17 protein-coding genes are annotated in these 20,395 nt (G+C 64.9%); 13 read left to right on the top strand and 4 right to left on the bottom strand.

Annotated elements, in window-relative coordinates:
• Positions 1-25 precede the first annotated feature (25 nt).
• The 11 genes from IE125_RS11140 (at position 26) to der (ending at position 11,589) form a co-directional block, all read left to right on the top strand.
• Positions 26-1,231 (top strand): aminotransferase class V-fold PLP-dependent enzyme, encoded by a 1,206-nt coding sequence (locus IE125_RS11140; protein WP_189444723.1) that lies wholly within the window; start codon positions 26-28, stop codon positions 1,229-1,231.
• 43 nt (positions 1,232-1,274) lie between these two features.
• Positions 1,275-1,601 carry a HesB/IscA family protein gene (locus tag IE125_RS11135; RefSeq protein ID WP_189444722.1) on the top strand — a complete coding sequence of 109 codons (327 nt, stop codon included), beginning with the start codon at positions 1,275-1,277 and terminating at the stop codon, positions 1,599-1,601.
• A gap of 265 nt (positions 1,602-1,866) precedes the next feature.
• On the top strand, positions 1,867-2,295 hold the full coding sequence (gene ndk, locus IE125_RS11130; RefSeq protein WP_189444721.1) for a nucleoside-diphosphate kinase: 429 nt from the start codon (positions 1,867-1,869) through the stop codon (positions 2,293-2,295).
• Positions 2,296-2,382: 87 nt separating this feature from the next.
• Complete coding sequence (rlmN, locus tag IE125_RS11125; protein ID WP_189444720.1) at positions 2,383-3,519, top strand: dual-specificity RNA methyltransferase RlmN; 1,137 nt, start codon at positions 2,383-2,385, stop codon at positions 3,517-3,519.
• A 196-nt stretch (positions 3,520-3,715) separates the two neighbouring features.
• The gene (gene pilW, locus IE125_RS11120; protein WP_189444719.1) at positions 3,716-4,471 is read left to right on the top strand and encodes a type IV pilus biogenesis/stability protein PilW; all 756 of its coding nucleotides are present in this window, start codon (positions 3,716-3,718) and stop codon (positions 4,469-4,471) included.
• Positions 4,472-4,522: 51 nt separating this feature from the next.
• Positions 4,523-5,596: a RodZ domain-containing protein gene (locus IE125_RS11115; protein WP_189444718.1), complete on the top strand. Its 1,074-nt coding sequence runs from the start codon at positions 4,523-4,525 to the stop codon at positions 5,594-5,596.
• Between the two features lie 8 nt (positions 5,597-5,604).
• Positions 5,605-6,720, top strand: coding sequence for a flavodoxin-dependent (E)-4-hydroxy-3-methylbut-2-enyl-diphosphate synthase (ispG, locus tag IE125_RS11110; protein ID WP_189444717.1), 1,116 nt, complete (start codon positions 5,605-5,607; stop codon positions 6,718-6,720).
• Positions 6,721-6,782: 62 nt separating this feature from the next.
• Positions 6,783-8,060 carry a histidine--tRNA ligase gene (gene hisS / locus IE125_RS11105; protein WP_189444716.1) on the top strand — a complete coding sequence of 426 codons (1,278 nt, stop codon included), beginning with the start codon at positions 6,783-6,785 and terminating at the stop codon, positions 8,058-8,060.
• Positions 8,061-8,141: 81 nt separating this feature from the next.
• Positions 8,142-8,798 carry a YfgM family protein gene (locus tag IE125_RS11100; RefSeq protein WP_189444715.1) on the top strand — a complete coding sequence of 219 codons (657 nt, stop codon included), beginning with the start codon at positions 8,142-8,144 and terminating at the stop codon, positions 8,796-8,798.
• Positions 8,798-9,961: an outer membrane protein assembly factor BamB gene (gene bamB, locus IE125_RS11095; protein WP_189444714.1), complete on the top strand. Its 1,164-nt coding sequence runs from the start codon at positions 8,798-8,800 to the stop codon at positions 9,959-9,961. The genes IE125_RS11100 and bamB overlap by 1 nt, the downstream gene beginning before the upstream one ends.
• Positions 9,962-10,185: 224 nt before the next feature.
• Positions 10,186-11,589 (top strand): ribosome biogenesis GTPase Der, encoded by a 1,404-nt coding sequence (der, locus tag IE125_RS11090; protein WP_189444713.1) that lies wholly within the window; start codon positions 10,186-10,188, stop codon positions 11,587-11,589.
• A gap of 54 nt (positions 11,590-11,643) precedes the next feature.
• Here the strand turns inward: der and IE125_RS11085 are convergent, their stop codons facing one another.
• The 4 genes from IE125_RS11085 to IE125_RS11070 form a co-directional block, all read right to left on the bottom strand.
• The gene (locus tag IE125_RS11085) at positions 11,644-13,278 is read right to left on the bottom strand and encodes a diguanylate cyclase (protein WP_189444712.1); all 1,635 of its coding nucleotides are present in this window, start codon (positions 13,276-13,278) and stop codon (positions 11,644-11,646) included.
• Positions 13,268-13,657 (bottom strand): response regulator, encoded by a 390-nt coding sequence (locus IE125_RS11080; protein ID WP_189444711.1) that lies wholly within the window; start codon positions 13,655-13,657, stop codon positions 13,268-13,270. The genes IE125_RS11085 and IE125_RS11080 overlap by 11 nt, the downstream gene beginning before the upstream one ends.
• A gap of 240 nt (positions 13,658-13,897) precedes the next feature.
• Complete coding sequence (locus IE125_RS11075) at positions 13,898-17,404, bottom strand: ATP-binding protein (protein ID WP_189444710.1); 3,507 nt, start codon at positions 17,402-17,404, stop codon at positions 13,898-13,900.
• A 175-nt stretch (positions 17,405-17,579) separates the two neighbouring features.
• The gene (locus tag IE125_RS11070; protein ID WP_189444709.1) at positions 17,580-18,452 is read right to left on the bottom strand and encodes an ATP-binding protein; all 873 of its coding nucleotides are present in this window, start codon (positions 18,450-18,452) and stop codon (positions 17,580-17,582) included.
• Positions 18,453-18,816: 364 nt separating this feature from the next.
• On the opposite strand from IE125_RS11070, the gene IE125_RS11065 reads away from it, so the two are divergent.
• Entirely contained in the window at positions 18,817-19,551 is a 735-nt protein-coding gene (locus IE125_RS11065) for an SDR family oxidoreductase (RefSeq protein ID WP_189444708.1), read from the top strand.
• A gap of 210 nt (positions 19,552-19,761) precedes the next feature.
• Entirely contained in the window at positions 19,762-20,379 is a 618-nt protein-coding gene (locus tag IE125_RS11060; RefSeq protein ID WP_189444707.1) for a hypothetical protein, read from the top strand.
• Positions 20,380-20,395 lie beyond the last annotated feature (16 nt).

Here is a 20,395-nt window from a genome sequence, read left to right as displayed (position 1 = left end):
CCGTCCGTCAGGAAACTCTCTTGCCATGAGCGCTCCGATCTATCTCGATTATGCCGCGACCACACCTGCCGATCCTCGTGTGGTCGACAAGATGATGCGTCATCTCGGCCAGGATGGTGTCTTCGCCAATCCGGCCTCGCGCAGCCACATGCCCGGCTGGCTCGCCGAGCAGGCGGTCGAGGGCGCTCGCCGACAGGTCGCCGATCTGATCAACGCCGACCCGCGCGAGATCGTCTGGACCTCCGGCGCGACCGAGGCGGACAACCTTGCCCTGATCGGTTTCCTGCGCGCCAACCGAGCACGGGGCCGCCACCTGGTGACCTCGACGATCGAACATAAGGCGATCATCGACACCGCCATCGCACTCGAAGCCGAAGGCTTCGAGGTCAGTTGGGTCGCACCGGAGAGCGATGGCCGTGTCTCGCCCGAGGCGCTGCGCCGCGTCATGCGTCCCGACACGGCGCTGGTGTCGCTGATGGCGGTCAACAACGAGCTGGGCAGTATCAACGACCTCGCCGCGCTGTCAGCCGTCTCGCACGAGTTCGGCGCCCGCTTCCACGTCGATGCCGCTCAGGCTTCCGGACGCCTGGCGCTGGATGTCGAGGCGATGGGGATCGATTTGATGTCGCTCTCCGGCCACAAGGTCTACGGGCCCAAAGGGGTCGGCGCGCTCTATGTCAGACGCGACCCGGATCTGCGACTCGAAGCACTGATCCACGGCGGCGGCCACGAACGCGGCATGCGCTCCGGTACGCTGCCGACCCACCAGATTGTCGGTATGGGCGAAGCCTTCGAGCTGGCGCGCGACGAACGCGAGCGCGATGCCAGGCATGTCGACGCCCTTCGTCAGCGTTTTCTCGATGGGCTCAGCGAGTGCCAGGGCATTCACAACCACTCGCCACTGGCTGACAGCGTGCCGAACATCGTCAATCTGGCGTTCGACGGTGTCGATGGCGAATCGCTGCTGATGGCGCTGCGCGGGCTCGCCGTCTCGACCGGCTCGGCTTGCAACTCGGCCAGCGTCGAGCCCTCCTATGTGCTCAAGGGCATCGGAATTCCCCGGACCCAGGCGCTGGCATCGATCCGTTTCAGCTTCGGTCGTTTCACGACGGCAGACGAGATCGATCGCGCCGTCGACGAGATCCGGCGCGCACTTGCCGGGTTGCGCCGGGAATCCGAAACGCTTGCCGACACTGTGCCCAACCGTCAGACAGCCACGAATCACCGTTGAGAGGCGGCGATCGGTCGCCGCCTCTCACGCAGGGAGAAATGCCATGCAAAACATCACGATCAGCGAAGCCGCTGCCGACCAGATTCAGCAAGTGCTCAAAGAGCGAGGCAGCGGTCTCGGACTACGCGTCGCGGTCAAGCCGAGCGGCTGTTCCGGCTTTAGCTACGTGCTCGACATCGCCGATGAGCTCCAGGAAAGCGATGTGGCCTTCGAGGCCCGCGGCGTCAAGGTGCTGGTGGACAGAGAGGCTCTCGAGATCCTCGATGGCACCGAAGTCGACTACGTCAGCGAAGGCCTGAATCGCTTCTTCCGCTTCAACAACCCGAACGTGACCGACGAATGCGGATGCGGCGAGAGCTTCAACGTCTAGGTTCACCGGAGGACCGCCAAGGCGAAGCCCGATCGCGCGGAGGCGGCCCTCTTCAAGGCAGCGTCGCCCGGGGTGCGCAAGTCGAGCGCTTGGGCTACAATGGCGCGCTTTTCCGGCTGGCGCGCCCTCGACGGTAGCGTCACCGACATGAGGATTTCGAACGACGCGCCACCGCTCTCGATGGCGCGTCGTCTCACATCATCCGATCGAAAATCGCGAGCGCGACCGTCGCACTCGCTTCATCATCAGCCAGGAGACCGAAGTCATGGCCACCGAGCGTACGCTTTCCATCATCAAGCCCGATGCCGTTGCCAAGAACGTGATCGGCGATATCTACAGCCGTTTCGAAAAAGCCGGTCTGCAGATCGTCGCTGCCAAGATGCTGCACCTCTCCAAGGCGCAGGCAGAGGGTTTCTACGCCGAACACGCCGAGCGCGGCTTCTTCAACGACCTGGTCGCGTTCATGACGTCCGGCCCGGTCATGGTCCAGGTGCTGGAAGGTGAAGGCGCCATTGCCAAGAACCGCGAGCTGATGGGCGCGACCAACCCGAAAGAAGCCGCACCCGGCACGATCCGCGCCGATTTCGCCACGTCCATCGACGCCAACGCGGCTCATGGTTCCGATGCACCGGAATCCGCGGCACGCGAAGTCAGCTACTTCTTCAGCGACGACGAGATCTGCCCGCGCGGCTGAACCTTGCGCTGAGCGAGATCCGGGCCGGCGCCTAGCGCCGGCCTTCGTCGTCCTCCCATACCTCCAACCCCATCCCGAGCCGTTGCCATGAGCGCTGCTACCGCCACCACTCCCCGCACCAATCTCCTGGGGCTCTCTCGCGAGCAGATGGAGACCTTCTTCGTCTCGCTGGGCGAGAAAAAGTTTCGCGCCGCCCAGGTCATGAAGTGGATTCACCAGGAGGGTTGCAACGACTTCGAGTCGATGACGAACCTCTCCAAGCCGCTGCGCGCGCGCCTGGCCGAGCACGCCGAGATTCGCGGACCGGGCGTGGTGTACGAGGGCACATCGAGCGATGGCACCCGCAAATGGGTGCTCGAGGTCGAGGACGGCAGCTACGTCGAGACGGTGCTGATTCCGGCGGACAATGGCACGCGGCGAACGCTGTGTGTCTCGTCCCAGGTCGGCTGCTCGCTGGACTGCAGCTTCTGTTCGACCGGCAAGCAGGGGTTTCAGCGCAACCTGACCAGCGCCGAGATCATCGGCCAGGTATGGGTGGCGCAGCAGCGTGCCGGTGGCCGCATGAGCGCCGCGGATGGCCGCCGTGCGATCACCAACGTGGTCATGATGGGCATGGGCGAACCGCTGCTCAACTATGACAACGTGGTGCCGTCGATGAAGCTCATGCTCGACGACAACGCTTACGGTCTATCCAAGCGCCGGGTCACGCTGTCGACTTCCGGCGTCGTGCCGATGATCGACAAGCTCGGCGACGAGATCGACGTCAGCCTGGCGATCTCGCTGCACGCGGCCAATGACGAGTTGCGCAACGAACTGGTGCCGCTCAATCGCAAGTACAACATTCAGATGCTGCTCGAAGCGTGCAAACGCTACCTTGGCAAGCTCGGTGACGCGCGCCACATCACCATCGAGTACACCTTGATCAAGGACATCAACGATCAACAGGAACACGCACGGCAGCTGATCGAACTGCTAGCCGACATTCCGTGCAAGATCAACCTGATCCCGTTCAACCCTTTCCCCCATTCGGGTTACGAGAAGCCATCGCGCAACCAGGTCATGCGCTTCCAGAGCTGGCTCTACGAGCTGGGACACACGGCAACGGTGCGCACCACCCGCGGTGACGATATCGATGCCGCCTGCGGCCAGTTGGTCGGCCGCGTCAAGGATCGCACTCGTCGTCATGAGCGCTACATCCAGTCCATTCAGCTCGACGCCGACTGAGGCAAGGGGGCGCCAAAGTCGTCAGTGCGGCGCCTGACGTAGGATCGAGCGGGTTCCAGCGCTAGCGCCGACGGTCCGTCGCCTTGACTTCGACCGGGCTCGGCGCTTTGATGGGAGCCCCAAAACTGCTTTATTTTCAGCCGCTCGGGACACGACATGCACCGCCGTCGTCGTTTCGGCTCCGGGAGAGTCTTACATGGTCCGTCATTTCACCCCATCCTCGATACGCGGTGCCGGTATCGCGATGGGCGTGGCGTGGCTGTTGAGCGGCTGTGCCACGGCGGTCTCCTCCAACGGCCCGAAGCCGAGCGACCCGCAGGATGCTGCGGCGGCCTATACCCGATTGGGCAAGGCCTACCTGGCGGAGAACAATCAGCCCCGGGCCCAGCAGGCGCTCGAACACGCGCTGGAGCTGGATCCGGGCGACGGAGATGCGCTCGAAGGATTGGCGCTGCTCTATCAGCGTCAACGCGAATTCGAACTGGCCGACACCTTCTTCCAGCGCGCGCTCGAGGCGGCGCCGGAAACGACCCGTATCCGCAACAACTACGCCGCACTGCTCTATCAACTCAAGCGCTACGCGGCCGCATGCGAACAGCTGGACATCGCAAGCCAGGACATTACCTATACCAACAGAGCCCAGCTCTTCGCCAATCTGGGCCAATGCCGGATGACCACCAACGATATCGACGCCGCGCAGGCCGCCTACCGGCGCGCGCTCGACATCAACGGCAGCGACGCACGCAGCCTGCTGGCTCTGGCAGAGATCGATCATACGCAGGGCGACGACGAACGCGCCTGGGAACGCTTGCAGCGTTATTTCACCGTGGCCGGCACCAGCGCCGACAGCCTGCGCCTGGCGAGCGACATCGCCAGCGCCCAGGGGGACGCAACGCGTGCCGCCTTTTATCGTCAGCAGCTAGACGGTTCCCGTGGCGAACAGACCCCGTAATCGAGAGCGGGCCGAACCCGGCCTCGAGAGAGATCAGAAGGATTTTCGCCCATGAGCGAAACGAACGAGTCGACACCGAAGATCAACGAAACGCCCCGCGACGCGCACGAGACGGCGGGCATCATGCTCAGACGCGAACGCGAGCGCCAGGGACTGAGCCTCGACGAGATCGCGCTCCAGCTCAATCTGCGCCCCATCGTCGTCACCGGCCTCGAGGAAGATCAGTTCGACCAGGTGCCGATTGCCGCCTACCGACGCGGCTACGTACGGGCCTACGCGCGCCTGCTCGGCATGGACGAAACCCTCGTGGTCGGCGCCTACGACGCCAAGCACGGGCGCGCCGACATCGACCGCAAGCTGTCGCCGGTCAACACCGCGCGACCGCCTTCACGCGTCGGCGCCTGGGTATTCCGGCTCTTCACGCTGCTGGTGATCGTCGGGCTTATTGCCCTGACACTGCTGTGGTGGCAGAGCCGCGAAGGCAATGATGTCTTCGGCGGTGGCGACTCACCTGCCGCCACCGACTCGCTGGGCAGCGGTGACAGCACGATGACGCCCAACAGCGACACCGCCCTGCCGCCGACCTCGACCCCGCAGAATACGCCGGCCGCCACTGACGCAAGCGACCTCGATGCGCCCGGCACCGGCAATCTCGACAGCGGCGGTGTGGCGGCCAGTGCCGAGACTTCCACTCCGGACGCCGGCGAGCGGCAAGCCGAGCAGATCGACGACAGCGCCGTGAGTGGCACCGCGACGACGGCAGACTCGACAGCCGCGAACAGCGACGGCACCGCCGAGAGCGGCAGCGATGGCGAATCGAGCGATACGACTGCCAATGCCAGCACCAGTAGCGAAACGACCGATCAGGCTGCCACCGCGAGCGCCAACACGCTGTCCCTGACCTTCAACGAAGAGTCATGGACGGAAATCTATGATGCCAACGACGACCGGATCTTCAGCGGCTTGCAGTCCGCCGGCAGCCAGGCGACGGCCGAAGGCACTCCGCCCTTCCGCCTGACCATCGGCAATGCCAGCGGCGTCTCGCTCGAATACCGCGGCGAGCCGGTCGACCTTGGCCAATACACGGGCGGCAACAACGTCGCCCGCTTCACACTGGGAGACTGAGAAGCGCCATGCATACGCCATCTCCGATCACCCGCCGCCCTTCCCGACAGATTCACGTCGGCAAGGTCGCCGTCGGCGGCGGCGCACCGATCGCCGTGCAGAGCATGACCAACACCGACACGCTCGACGTCGACGCCACGGTCGCCCAGATCGAGCGTCTGGAACTGGCCGGCGCGGACATCGTGCGCGTGTCGGTACCCGACATGGATGCCGCGGAAGCCTTCGGCAAGATCAAGCGCCGCGTCAACGTGCCGCTGGTCGCCGATATCCACTTCGACTACCGGATCGCGCTGCGCGTGGCGGACCTGGGCGTCGACTGCCTACGCATCAATCCCGGCAATATCGGTCGCGAGGATCGCGTGAAAGCTGTCGTCGATGCCGCCCGCGCCAACGGGATCCCGATCCGTATCGGCGTCAATGCCGGCTCGCTCGAGAAGGACCTGCAGAAAAAATATGGCGAACCGACGCCGGAAGCGCTGGTCGAATCGGCGATGCGGCATATCGATCATCTCGACCGGCTCGACTTCCCGGACTTCAAGGTCAGCGTCAAGGCCAGCGATGTGTTCATGGCGGTCTCCGCCTACCGCCTGCTCGCCAAGCAGATCGAGCAGCCGCTGCACCTCGGCATCACCGAGGCCGGCGGCCTGCGCTCGGGCACGGTCAAGTCGTCCATCGGACTCGGCATGCTGCTGATGGATGGCATCGGCGATACCATTCGCGTATCGCTCGCCGCCGACCCGGTCGAGGAGATCAAGGTCGGTTACGACATGCTCAAGAGCCTCAAGCTGCGCGCCAAGGGCATCAACTTCATCGCCTGCCCGAGCTGTTCGCGCCAGAATTTCGATGTCATCGGCACCATGAATGCGCTCGAGGAGCGCCTCGAAGACGTCATGACCCCGCTGAACGTCTCGGTGATCGGCTGCGTGGTCAACGGCCCCGGCGAAGCCAAGGAGACCGATGTCGGTCTGACCGGCGGTAGCCCGGCCAACCTTGTCTACATCGACGGCAAACCGGCGAGCAAGTTGCGCAACGATCATCTGGTCGACGATCTCGAAGCGCTGATTCGCGAGAAAGCGAAAGAGAAGGAAACCAGGGACAGCGCCGTGATCACCCGCGAGATCTGATCGACCCAGCGTCAACGATCGCCCCCGAGAACACCAGGTTCCGTATTGAGTCAGGAGTGTCAGTGAGCAACAAGATACAAGCCATTCGCGGCATGAACGATCTGCTGCCGGATCGATCGCCCGTGTGGCAGTACGTCGAGCGCCAGCTGCGCTCCCTGGTCGATCGCTACGACTACCGCGAGATTCGCACCCCGATCGTCGAGCAGACGGCGCTGTTCGCGCGCTCCATCGGCGAAGCCACCGACGTGGTCGAAAAGGAGATGTATACCTTCGACGACCGCAACGGCGAAAGTCTCACCCTGCGCCCGGAAAACACCGCCGCGGTAGTCCGCGCGTCGATGGAACATGGACTTCTGCACAACCAGACCCAGCGGCTCTGGTACATGGGGCCGATGTTCCGCTACGAGCGTCCGCAGAAAGGCCGCTATCGGCAGTTCCATCAGATCGGCATCGAAGCCTACGGCATGACCGGCCCCGACATCGACGCCGAGATCATCCTGTTGACCGCCCGTCTGTGGCGCCAGCTGGGCATGTCCGATCAGGTCACGCTGGAGCTCAACTCGCTAGGCTCGCCGGAGGCCCGCGCGGCTTACCGCCAGACGCTGGTCGACTACTTCGAGGCGCACCGCGACGTCCTCGACGAAGACTCTCTACGCCGCCTGGTCAGCAATCCACTGCGTATTCTCGATTCGAAAAATCCGGCCATGGCCGACATGCTGGCCGGCGCGCCTCGATTGCTCGAACATCTCGACGATGCGTCGCGCGAGCACTTCGAACAGCTCAAGGCAACGCTGGATGCCGCCGGCATCGAATACCGCATCAACCCACGGCTGGTGCGCGGGCTCGATTACTACTCCCGTACCGTGTTCGAGTGGACCACCACGGCATTGGGCAGCCAGGGCACCGTCTGCGGCGGCGGTCGCTACGATGGCCTGGTCGAGCAGCTCGGCGGCAAACCCACCCCGGCGGTCGGTTTTGCGATCGGCCTCGAGCGATTGATTCTGCTGCTGGAAACGCTCGACCTGATTCCGCAAGAGGCCCAGGCCGGCGCCGACGCCTATTTGCTCGCCATGGGCGAGGCGGCCGAGCGCCAGGCCCTGCTGCTCGGCGAGCGCCTGCGCGACGCTCTGCCTGACCTGCGACTTCAGGTACACTGCGGCGGCGGCAGCTTCAAGAGCCAGATACGGCGCGCCGATCGCAGCGGGGCGCGGGTCGCGCTCATTCTGGGCGAGGACGAGATCGCCAATGGTCAGCTGACGCTCAAGCCGCTGCGCGATGACGGCGAGCAGCAGACGCTCTCCATCGACGATGCCATCGCCGAACTGTCACGGCATGCGTAGCTTGTGCTCGTAGCGATTATCTACCGCGCCCCGGAACCGGCGCAGTCGAAGCTCGTAGTCAATTGTGTAAGGAGACCGCCCGTGGCGGAGCTGAGAACCGAAGAAGAGCAGTTGGATGCCATCAAGCAGTGGTGGAAATCCAACGGAACCGCGCTGCTGATCGGCATCGTTGTCGCCGTGGCGGTCGTGCTCGGCTGGCACGCCTGGCAGCGCCATCAGGAGAGCCAGTCTGCCGCAGCCTCCGTGGCGTATCAGCAGCTGCTATCGATTGCGGCCGCCGACGATGTCGACGACCATGCCCGCGACGAGGCCTACAACCTGGCCGACGGCTTGCAGAGCGACCATGGCGGCACGCTCTATGCCGATCTCGCCGGCCTGCTGGAAGCCAAGATCGCGGTCAATGCCGATGACGATACACGTGCGACCCAGGCCCTGAACGACGTGCTCTCGAACAGCGAGCGGCCCTACATGCAGGGCGTGGCACGCCTCGACCTGGCGCGCCTGCAGATCGCCGGCGGCAGCCCGGATGCCGCGCTGGACACGCTCAATGATAACGTGCCGGATGCGCTCGAAGCCCAGCGCCAGAGCGTGCTTGGCGACGCCTACGTCGCACTCGAGCGCCCCGACGACGCTCGTGACGCCTATCAACAGGCCCAGACGCTGGCGCAGGATGCGGACCAGACGATCTACGGCCTTCAGTTCAAGCTCGACGACCTCGGTGTGGAGGACGCCTCCTGATGAAATTGACTCACCTGCTTCTGCCTCTGGGCCTGACCGCAACGCTGCTGACCGGCTGTGCCGGCAGCGTTGAACCGCAGTATCCGCCCAAGGAACTGAAGGACTTCACCGCCAAGGTCGACCTCGACGAGCGTTGGGACCAGAGCATCGGCGAAGGTCTTGGCCGCGCTCGCTATCCGCTGGTGCCTCTGGTCGACAGCGGCACCATCTATGCCGTCGACGAAAACGGCGACCTGCGCGCGATCGCCACGGACAGCGGCGACACCGAGTGGGAAGTTCAGCTGGGCACGCAGATCTCCAGCGGCATCGGTGGCGATTCCGGTCGTCTCTACCTCGGCACCCGCAACGGCGAAGTCATGGCCGTCGATCGCGACGATGGCAGCGTCGAGTGGACCTCGCGAGTCTCCAGCGAAGTGCTGGCGCCGCCGCAGGTCAACAGCCAACTCGTCGTGGTTCAGAGCGTCGACGGTGCCGTCACCGCGCTCGATCGCGCCAGCGGCGAAGAGCGCTGGGTCTACTCAAGCTCCCAACCGGCGTTGACACTGCGCGGCACCGGCGCGCCGCGCACCATCGAGCCCGTCACATTTGCAGGCTTCGCCAACGGACGCCTGGTGACCCTCGACAACCGCAGCGGCCAGACACTCTGGGACATGCGTGTTGCCGTGCCCAAAGGCCGTACCGAAGTCGACCAGCTCGTCGATCTCGACGGTCAGCCGGTGCTGACTCAGGACGGGCGTCTGTTCGTGACCAGCTACAATGGCCGACTGCTGGCGCTCGAGGCGACATCCGGCAAGGTGCTGTGGGAGCGCGACGAATCCAGCTATCTGACACCGCTGGTCGTCGGCAACTATCTGTTCACCGTCAACGCAGCAAGCCACGTTCTCGCGATCGACGCCGATACCGGTCGCGTGATGTGGGATTCCGACACGCTGGAAGGCCGCTCGCTCACGGCGCCGGCGTTCGTCGACGGCAATATCGCCGTGGGCGACTACGAGGGCTATATCCACCTGCTCGACGCTTCCACCGGCGAACTCACCGGCCGTGTCGAGCTGGGCGATGACGGCCTCAGCGTACCGCTGCTGACCGGCGAGCGCCGCATCTATGCCCTCGGTAACGATGGCACGCTGGCGGCCTACGATCTCGAGGATGTCTCGAGCGACTGAGCACGAGCCCGCGCCTCGAGTGCAAGCATGCGTCGAAGCCGACGCAGCCAATAGAGACCCCGCCCCGGCGGGGTCTCTGTCGTTGGGCCGCGGCATCGGGGTCCGGGCGCCGCGCCGACAATCCATCCACGCGTCTCCCGGTTCGCTTGTGCTAGAATCGCCGGTCAACGCCGTCGGCCTGGCCGCCGGTGACACTTCGATCAAAGCCCCATTTGCGAATCGCCATGACCCCCGTTATCGCCCTGGTTGGCCGACCCAACGTCGGCAAGTCGACGCTTTTCAATCGCCTGACTCGCTCCCGCGATGCGCTGGTAGCCGATTTTCCCGGCCTCACCCGTGACCGCAAGTACGGGAATGGCCAGCTGGGCGACAAGGTCTATACGGTCATCGATACCGGGGGGATCAGTGGCGACGAACAGGGCATCGATGCCGCCATGGCCGAGCAATCGCTGACGGCGATCGACGAGGCGGATATCGTGCTGTTCATGGTTGACGGCCGCGCTGGCGTGATGCCGGCCGATCAGGCGATCGCCAACCACCTGCGCGTCAACCAGAAGAAGACCTGGCTGGTGGTCAACAAGACCGACGGCCTGGATGAGCTGACCGCGACGGCGGATTTCTTCAGCCTCGGGCTCGGTGAGCCACACCCGATCGCCGCCGCCCATGGTCGCAACGTGACCGCGCTGATCGACGAGGTGCTCTCACCCTTCCCCGAGCGCGACCCGCTGGCCGGCCCTGCCGGCAGCCATCCCGGCGTGCACATCGGTGTCATCGGCCGGCCAAACGTCGGTAAGTCGACGCTGGTCAACCGCATGCTGGGGGAGGATCGTGTCGTCGTCTTCGATGAGGCCGGCACCACCCGCGACGCGATCGAGATCCCGTTCGAACGGCGCGGCAAGCCCTATGTGCTGGTCGACACCGCCGGGATTCGCCGACGCAAGAACGTCAGCCTGATCGCCGAGAAGTTCTCGATCATCAAGACACTGGATGCGATCAAGGAGTGTCACGTCGCGATCATGGTGCTCGACGCGCGCAGCGGCCTGGTCGAGCAGGATCTGCACCTGCTCGACTACGTACTGTCGAGCGGCCGGGCACTGGTGCTGGCGGTCAACAAGTGGGACGGGCTGGAGCAGGAGGCGCGCGAGAAGATGCGTGCCGACATCAAGCGCCGCCTCGGTTTCGCCGATTACGCCGATCTGCACTTCATCTCGGCACTGCACGGCACCGGCGTTGGCGATCTCTACAAGTCGGTCGACAAGGCGTTCGACAGCGCCAACAGTCACTGGTCGACCAATCGCCTCACCACGATTCTGCAGGACGCGGTCAGCGAGCATCAGCCGCCGATGATCAACGGTCGCCGCATCAAGCTGCGCATGGCCCACCAGGGTGGCAGCAACCCGCCGATCATCGTCGTCCACGGCAATCAGACGAGCTCGCTACCGGAGGCCTACAAGCGTTACCTGACCAACACCTTCCGCAAGGTGCTCAAGGTCAAGGGCACGCCGATTCGTTTCGAATTTCGCTCGGGCGACAACCCCTACGACAACCAGGCCGGCGCCAGCGACCGCGAGAAGGCACGCTCGCGTCAGCTCAGCCGCACCCGCGAGGCGCGCAAGAACCGGCGCTAGGCCGGTTCCTCCATCACTGTCTTCAGGTCGCGGGAATCGAACTTCACGCCGGACTCAAGCCTCGGGCTTGGCGAGACGCACCTGGTTGCGTCCGCCCTGCTTGGCCTCGTACATTGCCCTGTCCGCCGCCTCGAGCAGCAGTTCCGCATCTGCCCAGCCAGTAGTGCTGGCAATTCCCGCGCTGAACGTGACGTTGAACGTCTGCTCGGCCGCCACGCACTCGAGCTGCGAGAAACTCACGCGAATCCGCTCGATCGCCTCGCGCGCGTTTTCCAGCGAGCAGCCAGGCAGCACGGCGACAAACTCCTCCCCGCCATAGCGCCCGACGTGGTCGACCCGGCGTAGACGCTGGCGCAGCAGGTTGGCCAGCAGCCGAATGACATAGTCGCCGGTCCCGTGGCCGTAGGTGTCGTTGATCGACTTGAAGCGGTCGATGTCGATCATCACCACGCACGCCTCGGAGTGGCTGCGCTGGGAGCGCGACATCTCGATCTCGATGAGTTCCTTGATCGCCGGATGCTTGATCAGTCCGGTCAAGCCATCACGCGCCAGCGCCAGGCTCAGCTGGCGCGAGCGCTGCGCCCGCGCCGTGACCGCCGTGACCAGCGCAATATCCGAGATGGGCTTGACCAGGAAGTCGTCGCCGGCCTGCGCCAGTGCCTGCGCCTGACGGTGAGTATCCGATTCGGCGGAGAGATAGACGAGCGGAATGCGCAGCCAGTCATCGTCGAAGCGGATGATGCGCGCCAGCTCCGGCCCCGAGCAGCCCGGCATGTTGATGTCGATCAGCACCAGATCGGGGACGAAGTCGCGAAGCCCCTGCAGAACGTGACGCGGCTCATCGATCACCCGCGACTCGATGCCGGCGCCCTTGAGAATCAGGCGGAAGTGCTCCGCCAGATCGACGTCATCGTCGACGATCAGCACCCGGTAAGGGTCCTGCTGCGGCAGATTGACGAGGTAGCGCAGGCGGTGCTCGAGCGAGGGCACGTCGATCGGATGGGTGAAGAAACCGCGAGCGCCATCACGCACGGCCTTTAGCCGCGTCTCGAAATCACCCGAGGCGCTGAGCATGATCAGCGTCGCTTGCGGCACGCTGGCGACCGCCGGTTTCCAGGCGGATTCGGCAATCTTTGCGGTGTCGACGATGATCACGTCCGGCGCGCTGTCGGCCCAGGCGTCGGCCGCCGAAAGCGTGCGGCAGTCGTAGCCGAAACCGCCCAGTGCCTGCATCAGTGTCTCGGTATCGCCATCGGCCATGATCGCCACGCGTATCGCGCGCTCTCCGCTGGCCAGGTCGTAGCTGCCCCCCGGCTCGCTCACCGCTGGCGTCGCGCCCACTTCGAGCTGCCGATAGCAATCCTCGAGCCGATCGAACAGCGCGGTGAGCATCGCCGGCGTCGGCTGCGTGGCTTCTTCGATCACGGTCTGGACCCACAGCTCCATCTCGCGGGCGTCACGACTCAGAGCCGGATAACCGAAAGTCCCCGCCGAGCCGGCGATACGGTGAAGCCCCTGGCGCAGCGTCTGCATCGACTCGACATCCACACCGGTCTGGCGTGTACTGAGCTCGCGTGCCTGCGCCATCAGCGTCTGCAGATCGTCGCTCAATCGACGACTGTACTGCTCACGCAGCGCCGCCAGCCGGGCGGCGACGTCGGCCGCGGCGGGTGTCTTGCTATCCGACATCGGAACGCTCCCAGATCTCGCGAAGCTGCTCGGCCAGCGTCATGGGATCGAACGGCTTGATGACCACATCCAGCCCGCCGATCGCACGGTAGTGCTCGATCTCGCTGGGCTGCACCTTGGCGGTCATGAACACGACCGGAATGGCCTGGGTCGAGGCCTGCTCGCGTAGCTTGGCAAGCGTCGTCGGGCCATCGATACCCGGCATCATCACGTCCAGAAGAATCAGATCGGGCTGCCACTCGGCGGCTTGCGAGAGCGCCGCCTGCCCGTTGTCACAGCTCGAGACCTCGAACCCACCGACGATCTCGAGCGCCACTCGCGCAACTTCCTGAATTGAGACGTCGTCCTCGACGTGCAGGATGCGCTGAAGGGGTTTCATGCTGAAGCTCTCCTATCCAGTCCTTATTCAACTGCCTGTATCGGGTCATTATCCCACGGTCTGTCTCTGGTCCTCGACCACGGCCTGTCTCTGGTCCTCGACCCACAGCCTGTCTCTGGTCCTCGACCCACGGCCTGTCTCTGGTCCTCGACCCACGGCCTGTCTCTGGTCCTCGACCCACGGCCTGTCTCTGGTCCTCGACCCACGGTCTGTCTCTGGTCCTCGACCCACAGTCTGTCTCTAGTCCTTGTCCGAACGACCGGACTCGGGCGACGCGACCGAATGCGCATGGTTGAGTTGCCGATCGAAGGCTTCCATCAAGGCCTCGGCCGACAGCCCGGGCTTGGCAATCGCCGTATCGACCTTGCCCAGCAGCGATGGCGCCAGGGCCTGGTCGGAAAGAATGATCACCGCCGGCTGCTGCGTGGTCTCGCTGAGCAGCGGTATCAGCTCCCAGCCCGGCCCGTGGGTGCCGGTCAGGTCCAGCGAGATGAGTCCGTACTCGTTGCTGTCCAGCAGGTAGCGGGCTTCCTGCATCGAGCGCGCCACGTCCAGCGTCATGCTCGGCGCCAGCTGTGCCGCGATACGCCGGGTCAGCTCGGCGTCGCTCTCGACATGCATGATGCGCTGACGACGACTGCTCAAGCGCAGCGACGACTGTAGCGAGGCGGCCAGACGCTTTTCATCGAACGGCTTGGCCAGCCAGTCGACCGCGTTGAGCTGGCCGCCGATCTCGAGCTGCCCCTCTTCCGCCGTCGCCGACACGACCAGCACCGGCAAATCCCGTGTCTGCGGCTGCTCCCGCAGCTGACGCAGTAGTGTTAATCCGTTGCCGTCCGGCAGCATCAGATCGAGCGTGATGGCATCGAAACTGCGCCTTTCGAGCCAGCCTAATGCCTCGTCCAGCGTGTGCGCGACCTCGGCGCGATAACCCCACTGGCGCACGAGGATCGCCAGCAGCGTGGCGGTGTCGGGGTCGTCCTCGACGATCAGCAGGCGTGACCCGGGCGCGGGAAGCGTCTCGGCGGCCTCGACTCTCTCCGGGTCGCCCGTGACTGATGCCGCGCCCGCTGGAGCGGGCTGCCGGTCGAGGCGCGGCAGCTCGATGAAGAAACAGGCGCCGTGCCCCTCTTCGGAGAAGAAGTTGATCGTACCGCGCATGCGCTCGACCAGCTCCCGCGTGATCGCCAGCCCCAGACCGGTGCCGCCCTGCTTGCGGGTGCTGGAGCCGTCCGCCTGCGAGAATTTCTGGAAGATCCGGTGGTGGAACGCTTCGGGAATGCCCGGACCGTGATCGATCACGCTCACCCTCACCCGATCAGCGATCGGCTCGACGCGCACCTCGACCTGACTATCCGGCGGCGAGAATTTGGCGGCGTTGGATAGCAGGTTGCTCATGACCTGCTGCAGGCGCATGGCATCGACATTGACGTCGACGTGATCCATGCGCTCGGTGACCACGTAGTGCGCCCGGTACTGATCGGCGTAGGCCTGATTGGACTCGATGGCGTGATCGATCAGCGCCATCAGCGGCTGTTCCTGCATCTGGAACGTCATCTTGCCGGCGACCAGCTTCTCCATGTCGAGCAGGTCGTTGATCAGCAGGATCAGGCGCTGGGCGTTGCTGTGGGCAACGGTGAGCATCGAGCGCATGGTCTCCGGCGGCTGCCCCAGCGCCCCGCCCTGGATCAGGCCGAGAGAGCCGGAAATCGATGTCAGCGGCGTGCGCAACTCATGACTGACCGTCGAGATGAACTCGCCCTTCAGGCGTTCGTTGCGCTTGCGCTCGGTCACGTCATGGAGGAAGCCGTGCCACAGCGTACCGCCATCCGGCTCGCGTTCGGGAATCGACTGCCCCGCCAGCCAGATGAGGTCGCCATTCTCCTTGCGCACCCGGTACTCGCCGTTCCAGGTGGTCAGCGTCACTCTCGACTCCTCGATCGACGCGGACACGCGTTCGAGATCTTCCTCGACGATGCGTTCGAACACCTGCGATGCATCGGCTGCCGCCTCCGCCGGGGTCAGGCCGTAGAACGTCTTGATGGCATCACTGGCATAGGGAAAAGAGGGCCGACCATCGGCATCCTGACGATACTGGAAGATCATGCCCGGCGTCTGCGACGCGATCTTGGCCAGTCGCCGTGAGATCTCTTCGCGAGCCTGCACGTCGCGCCAGCGCGTCAGCGTCGCGCCGACCCAGCGAGCGAGCAGGCGCACGAACTCCTCGTCGATTTCGTCGAAGCGACGCGGGTGAGGCTGGTCGCTGCTGAATGCCAGCGCGCCGAATCGCTTGCCCTGCACCCAGATGGGCGCGCCAATGTAGCTCTTGAGTTCGTAGCGCAAGCGACACCGATGATCGGCGAGCCCATCCGCGTCGGCGTCGGCGAACGCGACGACGTCATCGCTCGCCATAGTGAGCGAGCAGAAGGTGTCGCTGGTCGCCAGATGCTGACCTGGTTCGAAGCGCTGGTCCGGCGAGTAGGCCGCCTCGATCAGATAGTCCTCGCCCTCGATGCGGTTGGCCACCGCAAACGGCATGCCGAGATGCTCGGCACCCGCCTGCAGCGCTTTCTCGACGAGACGCTGGAATGAGGTCTCCTGCAGCGCGGCGATATCGTTGAGTGTCTCGAGCGTCTCCTTCTGCGCCTCGAGTCGACGATTGAGCGACTCCAATGCCTGCGTCTGGCTCTCGAGCCGCCGCTGATGCGCCAGCATGGTGTCACGCGTGGCGCGGCGCGTGCCCCACAGCAGGAGCAGAAGGCAGGCTTCGGCGATCAGCCAGGCGAGCCCCCAGCGCACCCAAGTGTTGACGACCAAACCATCACGCTGTGCTACTTGTGTCGTAATGTCCTTCCACACCGCCACCGCGGCTACCGGCGAACCCTGCGCGTCTCCGCTCTGTGTCAGCGGAATCAACGTCAGCAGATAGCTGGCACCTTCGGGAGACTGGCGTTCGAGATGGGTCTGGGCATTGCCGATCGCCAGATCTTCGCGAAGCCACGTTTGGATCAGTGGGCCCGATGTCTGGCTGATCCGCCAGTCACCGGCATCACCATCCGTACCGTCCGCCGCCGAGCGGTGGCGCAACACGGCTACGCCACCACCGAGCTGCTGGGCCAGGAGATCGACGTTGGGAATGACATCGAACCGCAGCGCCAGCAGCCCCGCCACTGTGCTCTCCTCGTCGTCCTCGACGCCGCCCATGATCGGCGCCACGCCGATGGTGCTCGCATGGCGCCCGTCGTAGCCGATACCGAAAACCGTCTGCTGCTGAGACCGACTCTCGCGCAGCAGGTGGTCGCTGCCCCGGTCATTGACCAGACCGCCATCGATCATCGGCCGGTCCAGCTCGAGGAACGGCCGTGTGACGTCCCCGGCCTGACGGGCTACCGCCAGCGAGAGCGCACCGCTCGACTGCAGCGTCTGCCAGTAGGGCGAGAGCTGCGCCGCCAGTTGTCGGCGCAGAGTGGCCAGTTGTGCGGTGGAGTCGACGCCAGCCGCCTGCTCGACGATCGACCGCACCGCCGGGTCGGTGGCGAGCGTCGTCGCCAGCGCCTTGACCCGGCGTTCGAGCCCCGCGCGCGAAGCGCTGACGGTGATCCCCTGCTCCTGCGCCTGGAATTCGAGGTCACGCTCGTAGGCTCTATCGTCGTTGTGCAGCGCCTGCCACAGCATCCAGCCGAAGAAGATCGTCAATGCCAGACTGCCAAGCAGAATCAGCAAGGTCGGTAAACGGGAAGCTTTCACAGATTCGGTTCCTTAACGCCGCCGCGACAAGGCCGATGGCGCTCCCGCCGCTGCCTCGTCATTCGATTGCCGCTCATCCCCCGTCAGGACGGCGCCGATGAGCGCCTCCGCGAGATTCACTGAAGCCGGGATAGATGACTGGATGAGAAAACTCATCCAAGCCTAACGCATTCGCTCAGCTTTTGGACGCACGAATAGCACGAGAACCGACCCACTGACAGGCGAATTGCCACGCCGCGCGTCCGCTGCGCACACCTCGCAGCGTCGCGTAGCGGACGGCGGCTTCGCGCGCGCTGTCGTTCCAGGCGCTGTCATCGGTCAGATGCGCGACCCAGTGGCGGCAGGCCTCCAGATAGGCCTGCTGGTCGAACGGATGAAAGGCGAGCCAAAGGCCGAAGCGATCGGAGAGCGATATCTTCTCCTCGACCGCGTCACCATGATGCAGCTCACCCTCGACCAGCCGCGTCTCCTGATTGTCGGACATCGACTCGGGCAGCAGATGACGCCGATTGGACGTGGCGTAGAGCAGCACGTTGTCGGGTGGCCCGGTCAGCGTGCCATCCAGAACGCTCTTGAGCGCCTTGTAGGCGTCATCGCTGCCCTCGAACGACAGGTCATCGCAGTAGACCACGAAGCGCTGCGGGCAGTCGCGCAGACGCTGGACGAGTACCGGCAGCGCCACCAGATCGTGACGGTCGATCTGGATCAGGCGCAGTCCTTCGCCGGCGAGCGTATTGAGCAGCGCCCGCACCATCGACGACTTGCCGCTGCCGCGCGCCCCCCAGAGCAGCGCGTGATTGGCGGGATAGCCCTGCAGGAAGGCGCGCGTGTTGTCGAGCAGTGCCTGTGTCTGCCGCTCGACGCCAATCAGGTCGTCAAGACGTACACCGTCACGGGGGGCGACCGCGATCAGCTGGCCGCCCAGCGGGTGAGAGTGCCAGAGCGCGGCGACGTCCCGGTTCCAGTCGACCGTGGCCGGCTGCTCGGGCAGCCAGCCCTCGACCCGATCGAGCAAGCGACTCAGGCGTTGGGCCAGATCCTCATCCATCTTCGATTCTCCTCGCGGATTGGCTCGTCGCATCGTGCGACGAGGCAGAGTCTTGAGACCGGCTATCTAGAGCCTTGAGACCGGCTATCTTGTGACGCTTCTCCGGTTCGGGTCCAGTCACCGGGCCGATTCCTCGCCTGAGAGTCGGTGTCGGGAATGCGCCGTGGCACTGCTCGAACCACGCAGCCAGTAGGGTCTACTCGACCATGGTATCGGTCATGCCTATCGATGAGCGCGCTATCATCCAGACTCGATTCACACCCGACTTGGGTCGCCGAGCCCTGGCGCCGGCGACACCTCTCCCGCTGTTTTACTTGCCACAAGTTCACTTGCCACGAGTTCACTTGCCACGAGGAAACCTGACATGCCATCTATCGTCATCACCGGGGCCGGTTCCGGCATCGGACGGATTACCGCGCGCCGCTTTCTCGAGGCAGGCTGGCAGGTCGGTCTGATCGGTCGGCGGCAAGACGCGCTGGAAGAGACCGCCGGCGATCACGGGCAGGCACGGGTCCTGCCCTGCGATGTCACCGACGCCAACCAGGTGGAGCAGCGCTTCTCCGAGGCGGCGCATCAGTGGGGACGCATCGATGCGCTGTTCAACAACGCAGGGCGCAACGTGCCGACCGGGATGATCGACGAGATCGCGCTGGAGGACTGGAAAAGCATTCTCGAGGTCAACGTTTCCGGCATGTTCCTCGCCGCGCGGGCCGCGTTTCGTCAGATGCGCGCGCAGACACCCCAGGGCGGACGCATTATCAACAACGGCTCGATCTCCGCACACGCGCCGCGCTACGGCTCTTCGCCGTACACCACGACCAAACACGCGGTGACCGGGCTGACCAAGGCGCTCTCGCTGGACGGGCGCGCATTCGATATCGCCTGCGGCCAGATCGATATCGGCAATGCGCTGACCGACATGGCCGAGCGAATGGCACGAGGCGTGCCGCAGGCCGACGGCCATATCGCCGTGGAACCCCTGATGGACGCTTCACACGTGGCGGAACAGGTTCTCGCGATGGCGAGTCTGCCGCTGAACGTCAATACCCAGTTCGTCACCCTGATGGCCAGCGCCATGCCGTTTGTCGGGCGAGGCTGAGGCTCGGGCCTCGCGCCGAGATCGCTATCGGACCTCGCGCCGAAATCTCTATCGTGCCGGGCGTGCCACGTCGTATCATGCCGTCCGCCCGGCCCGGCCTGCCCTGCCTGTTTCGCTATCCCTGTTTCCCGCCGGCGGGCAGCGGCGTTATTTGCCGATGCCGATTCTCCCCATCGCTCTACCGTTTCCCGACGATTCACTGGAGTCGCCATGCGTTATCGTGCTCGCCCGCTCCTCGCGCTGGTTCTAGCAGGTCTGCTCGGCGGCTGTATCGCGCTGCCGCAGGTCGGATTCATGCTCGGGCGCATCGCGCTATCGTCCATGGGCGTGGAGGACGTTCGTGTTGGCAACTACCACTTTTCGCCGGGACTGGAGGGGATCGATGAACTCTCGCTGCTCAGTTCCGGGCTGGCGCTGGCGGGCCTGCCGGTCAATCTCGATCTTCCTCTGGCCCTGACGCTGCCCGCCAGCGCGCCGAATATCGAGCTGCAGGGATTCGACTGGCAGCTCCAGGTTCCCGGCGCCGAGACGACCACGGGCAAGGTCGATGAACCGATCGCCCTGCGCGGCGGAGAGCCGGCAACGGTCACGCTGCCGGTGGCACTCGAGCCTGCCGGGCTCGACGCCCTCTCATCGAAAGCGGCGCGCGTCTCATCGCTGCTGGCGCTGGCCCGTGAATTGAGCCGCACCGGCGAGCTACCGGCCGGCAGCCAGCTTTCATTGACGCCCACGCTGCCAGCGGCACTGGGGGGTATCGTCACCGCGCCGACACTGACGCTGGATATCGGCGAGCAGAAAACCGAGCTATTGGGCGCCCCCGCCGGTTGACCGCCAGCCCGACACC

It is taken from the genome of Salinicola rhizosphaerae, assembly GCF_014652715.1.
GTDB lineage: Bacteria > Pseudomonadota > Gammaproteobacteria > Pseudomonadales > Halomonadaceae > Salinicola > Salinicola rhizosphaerae.
The sequence above is the reverse complement of the archived record's forward strand: the minus strand, read 5'-3'. Positions and strand labels throughout refer to the sequence as shown.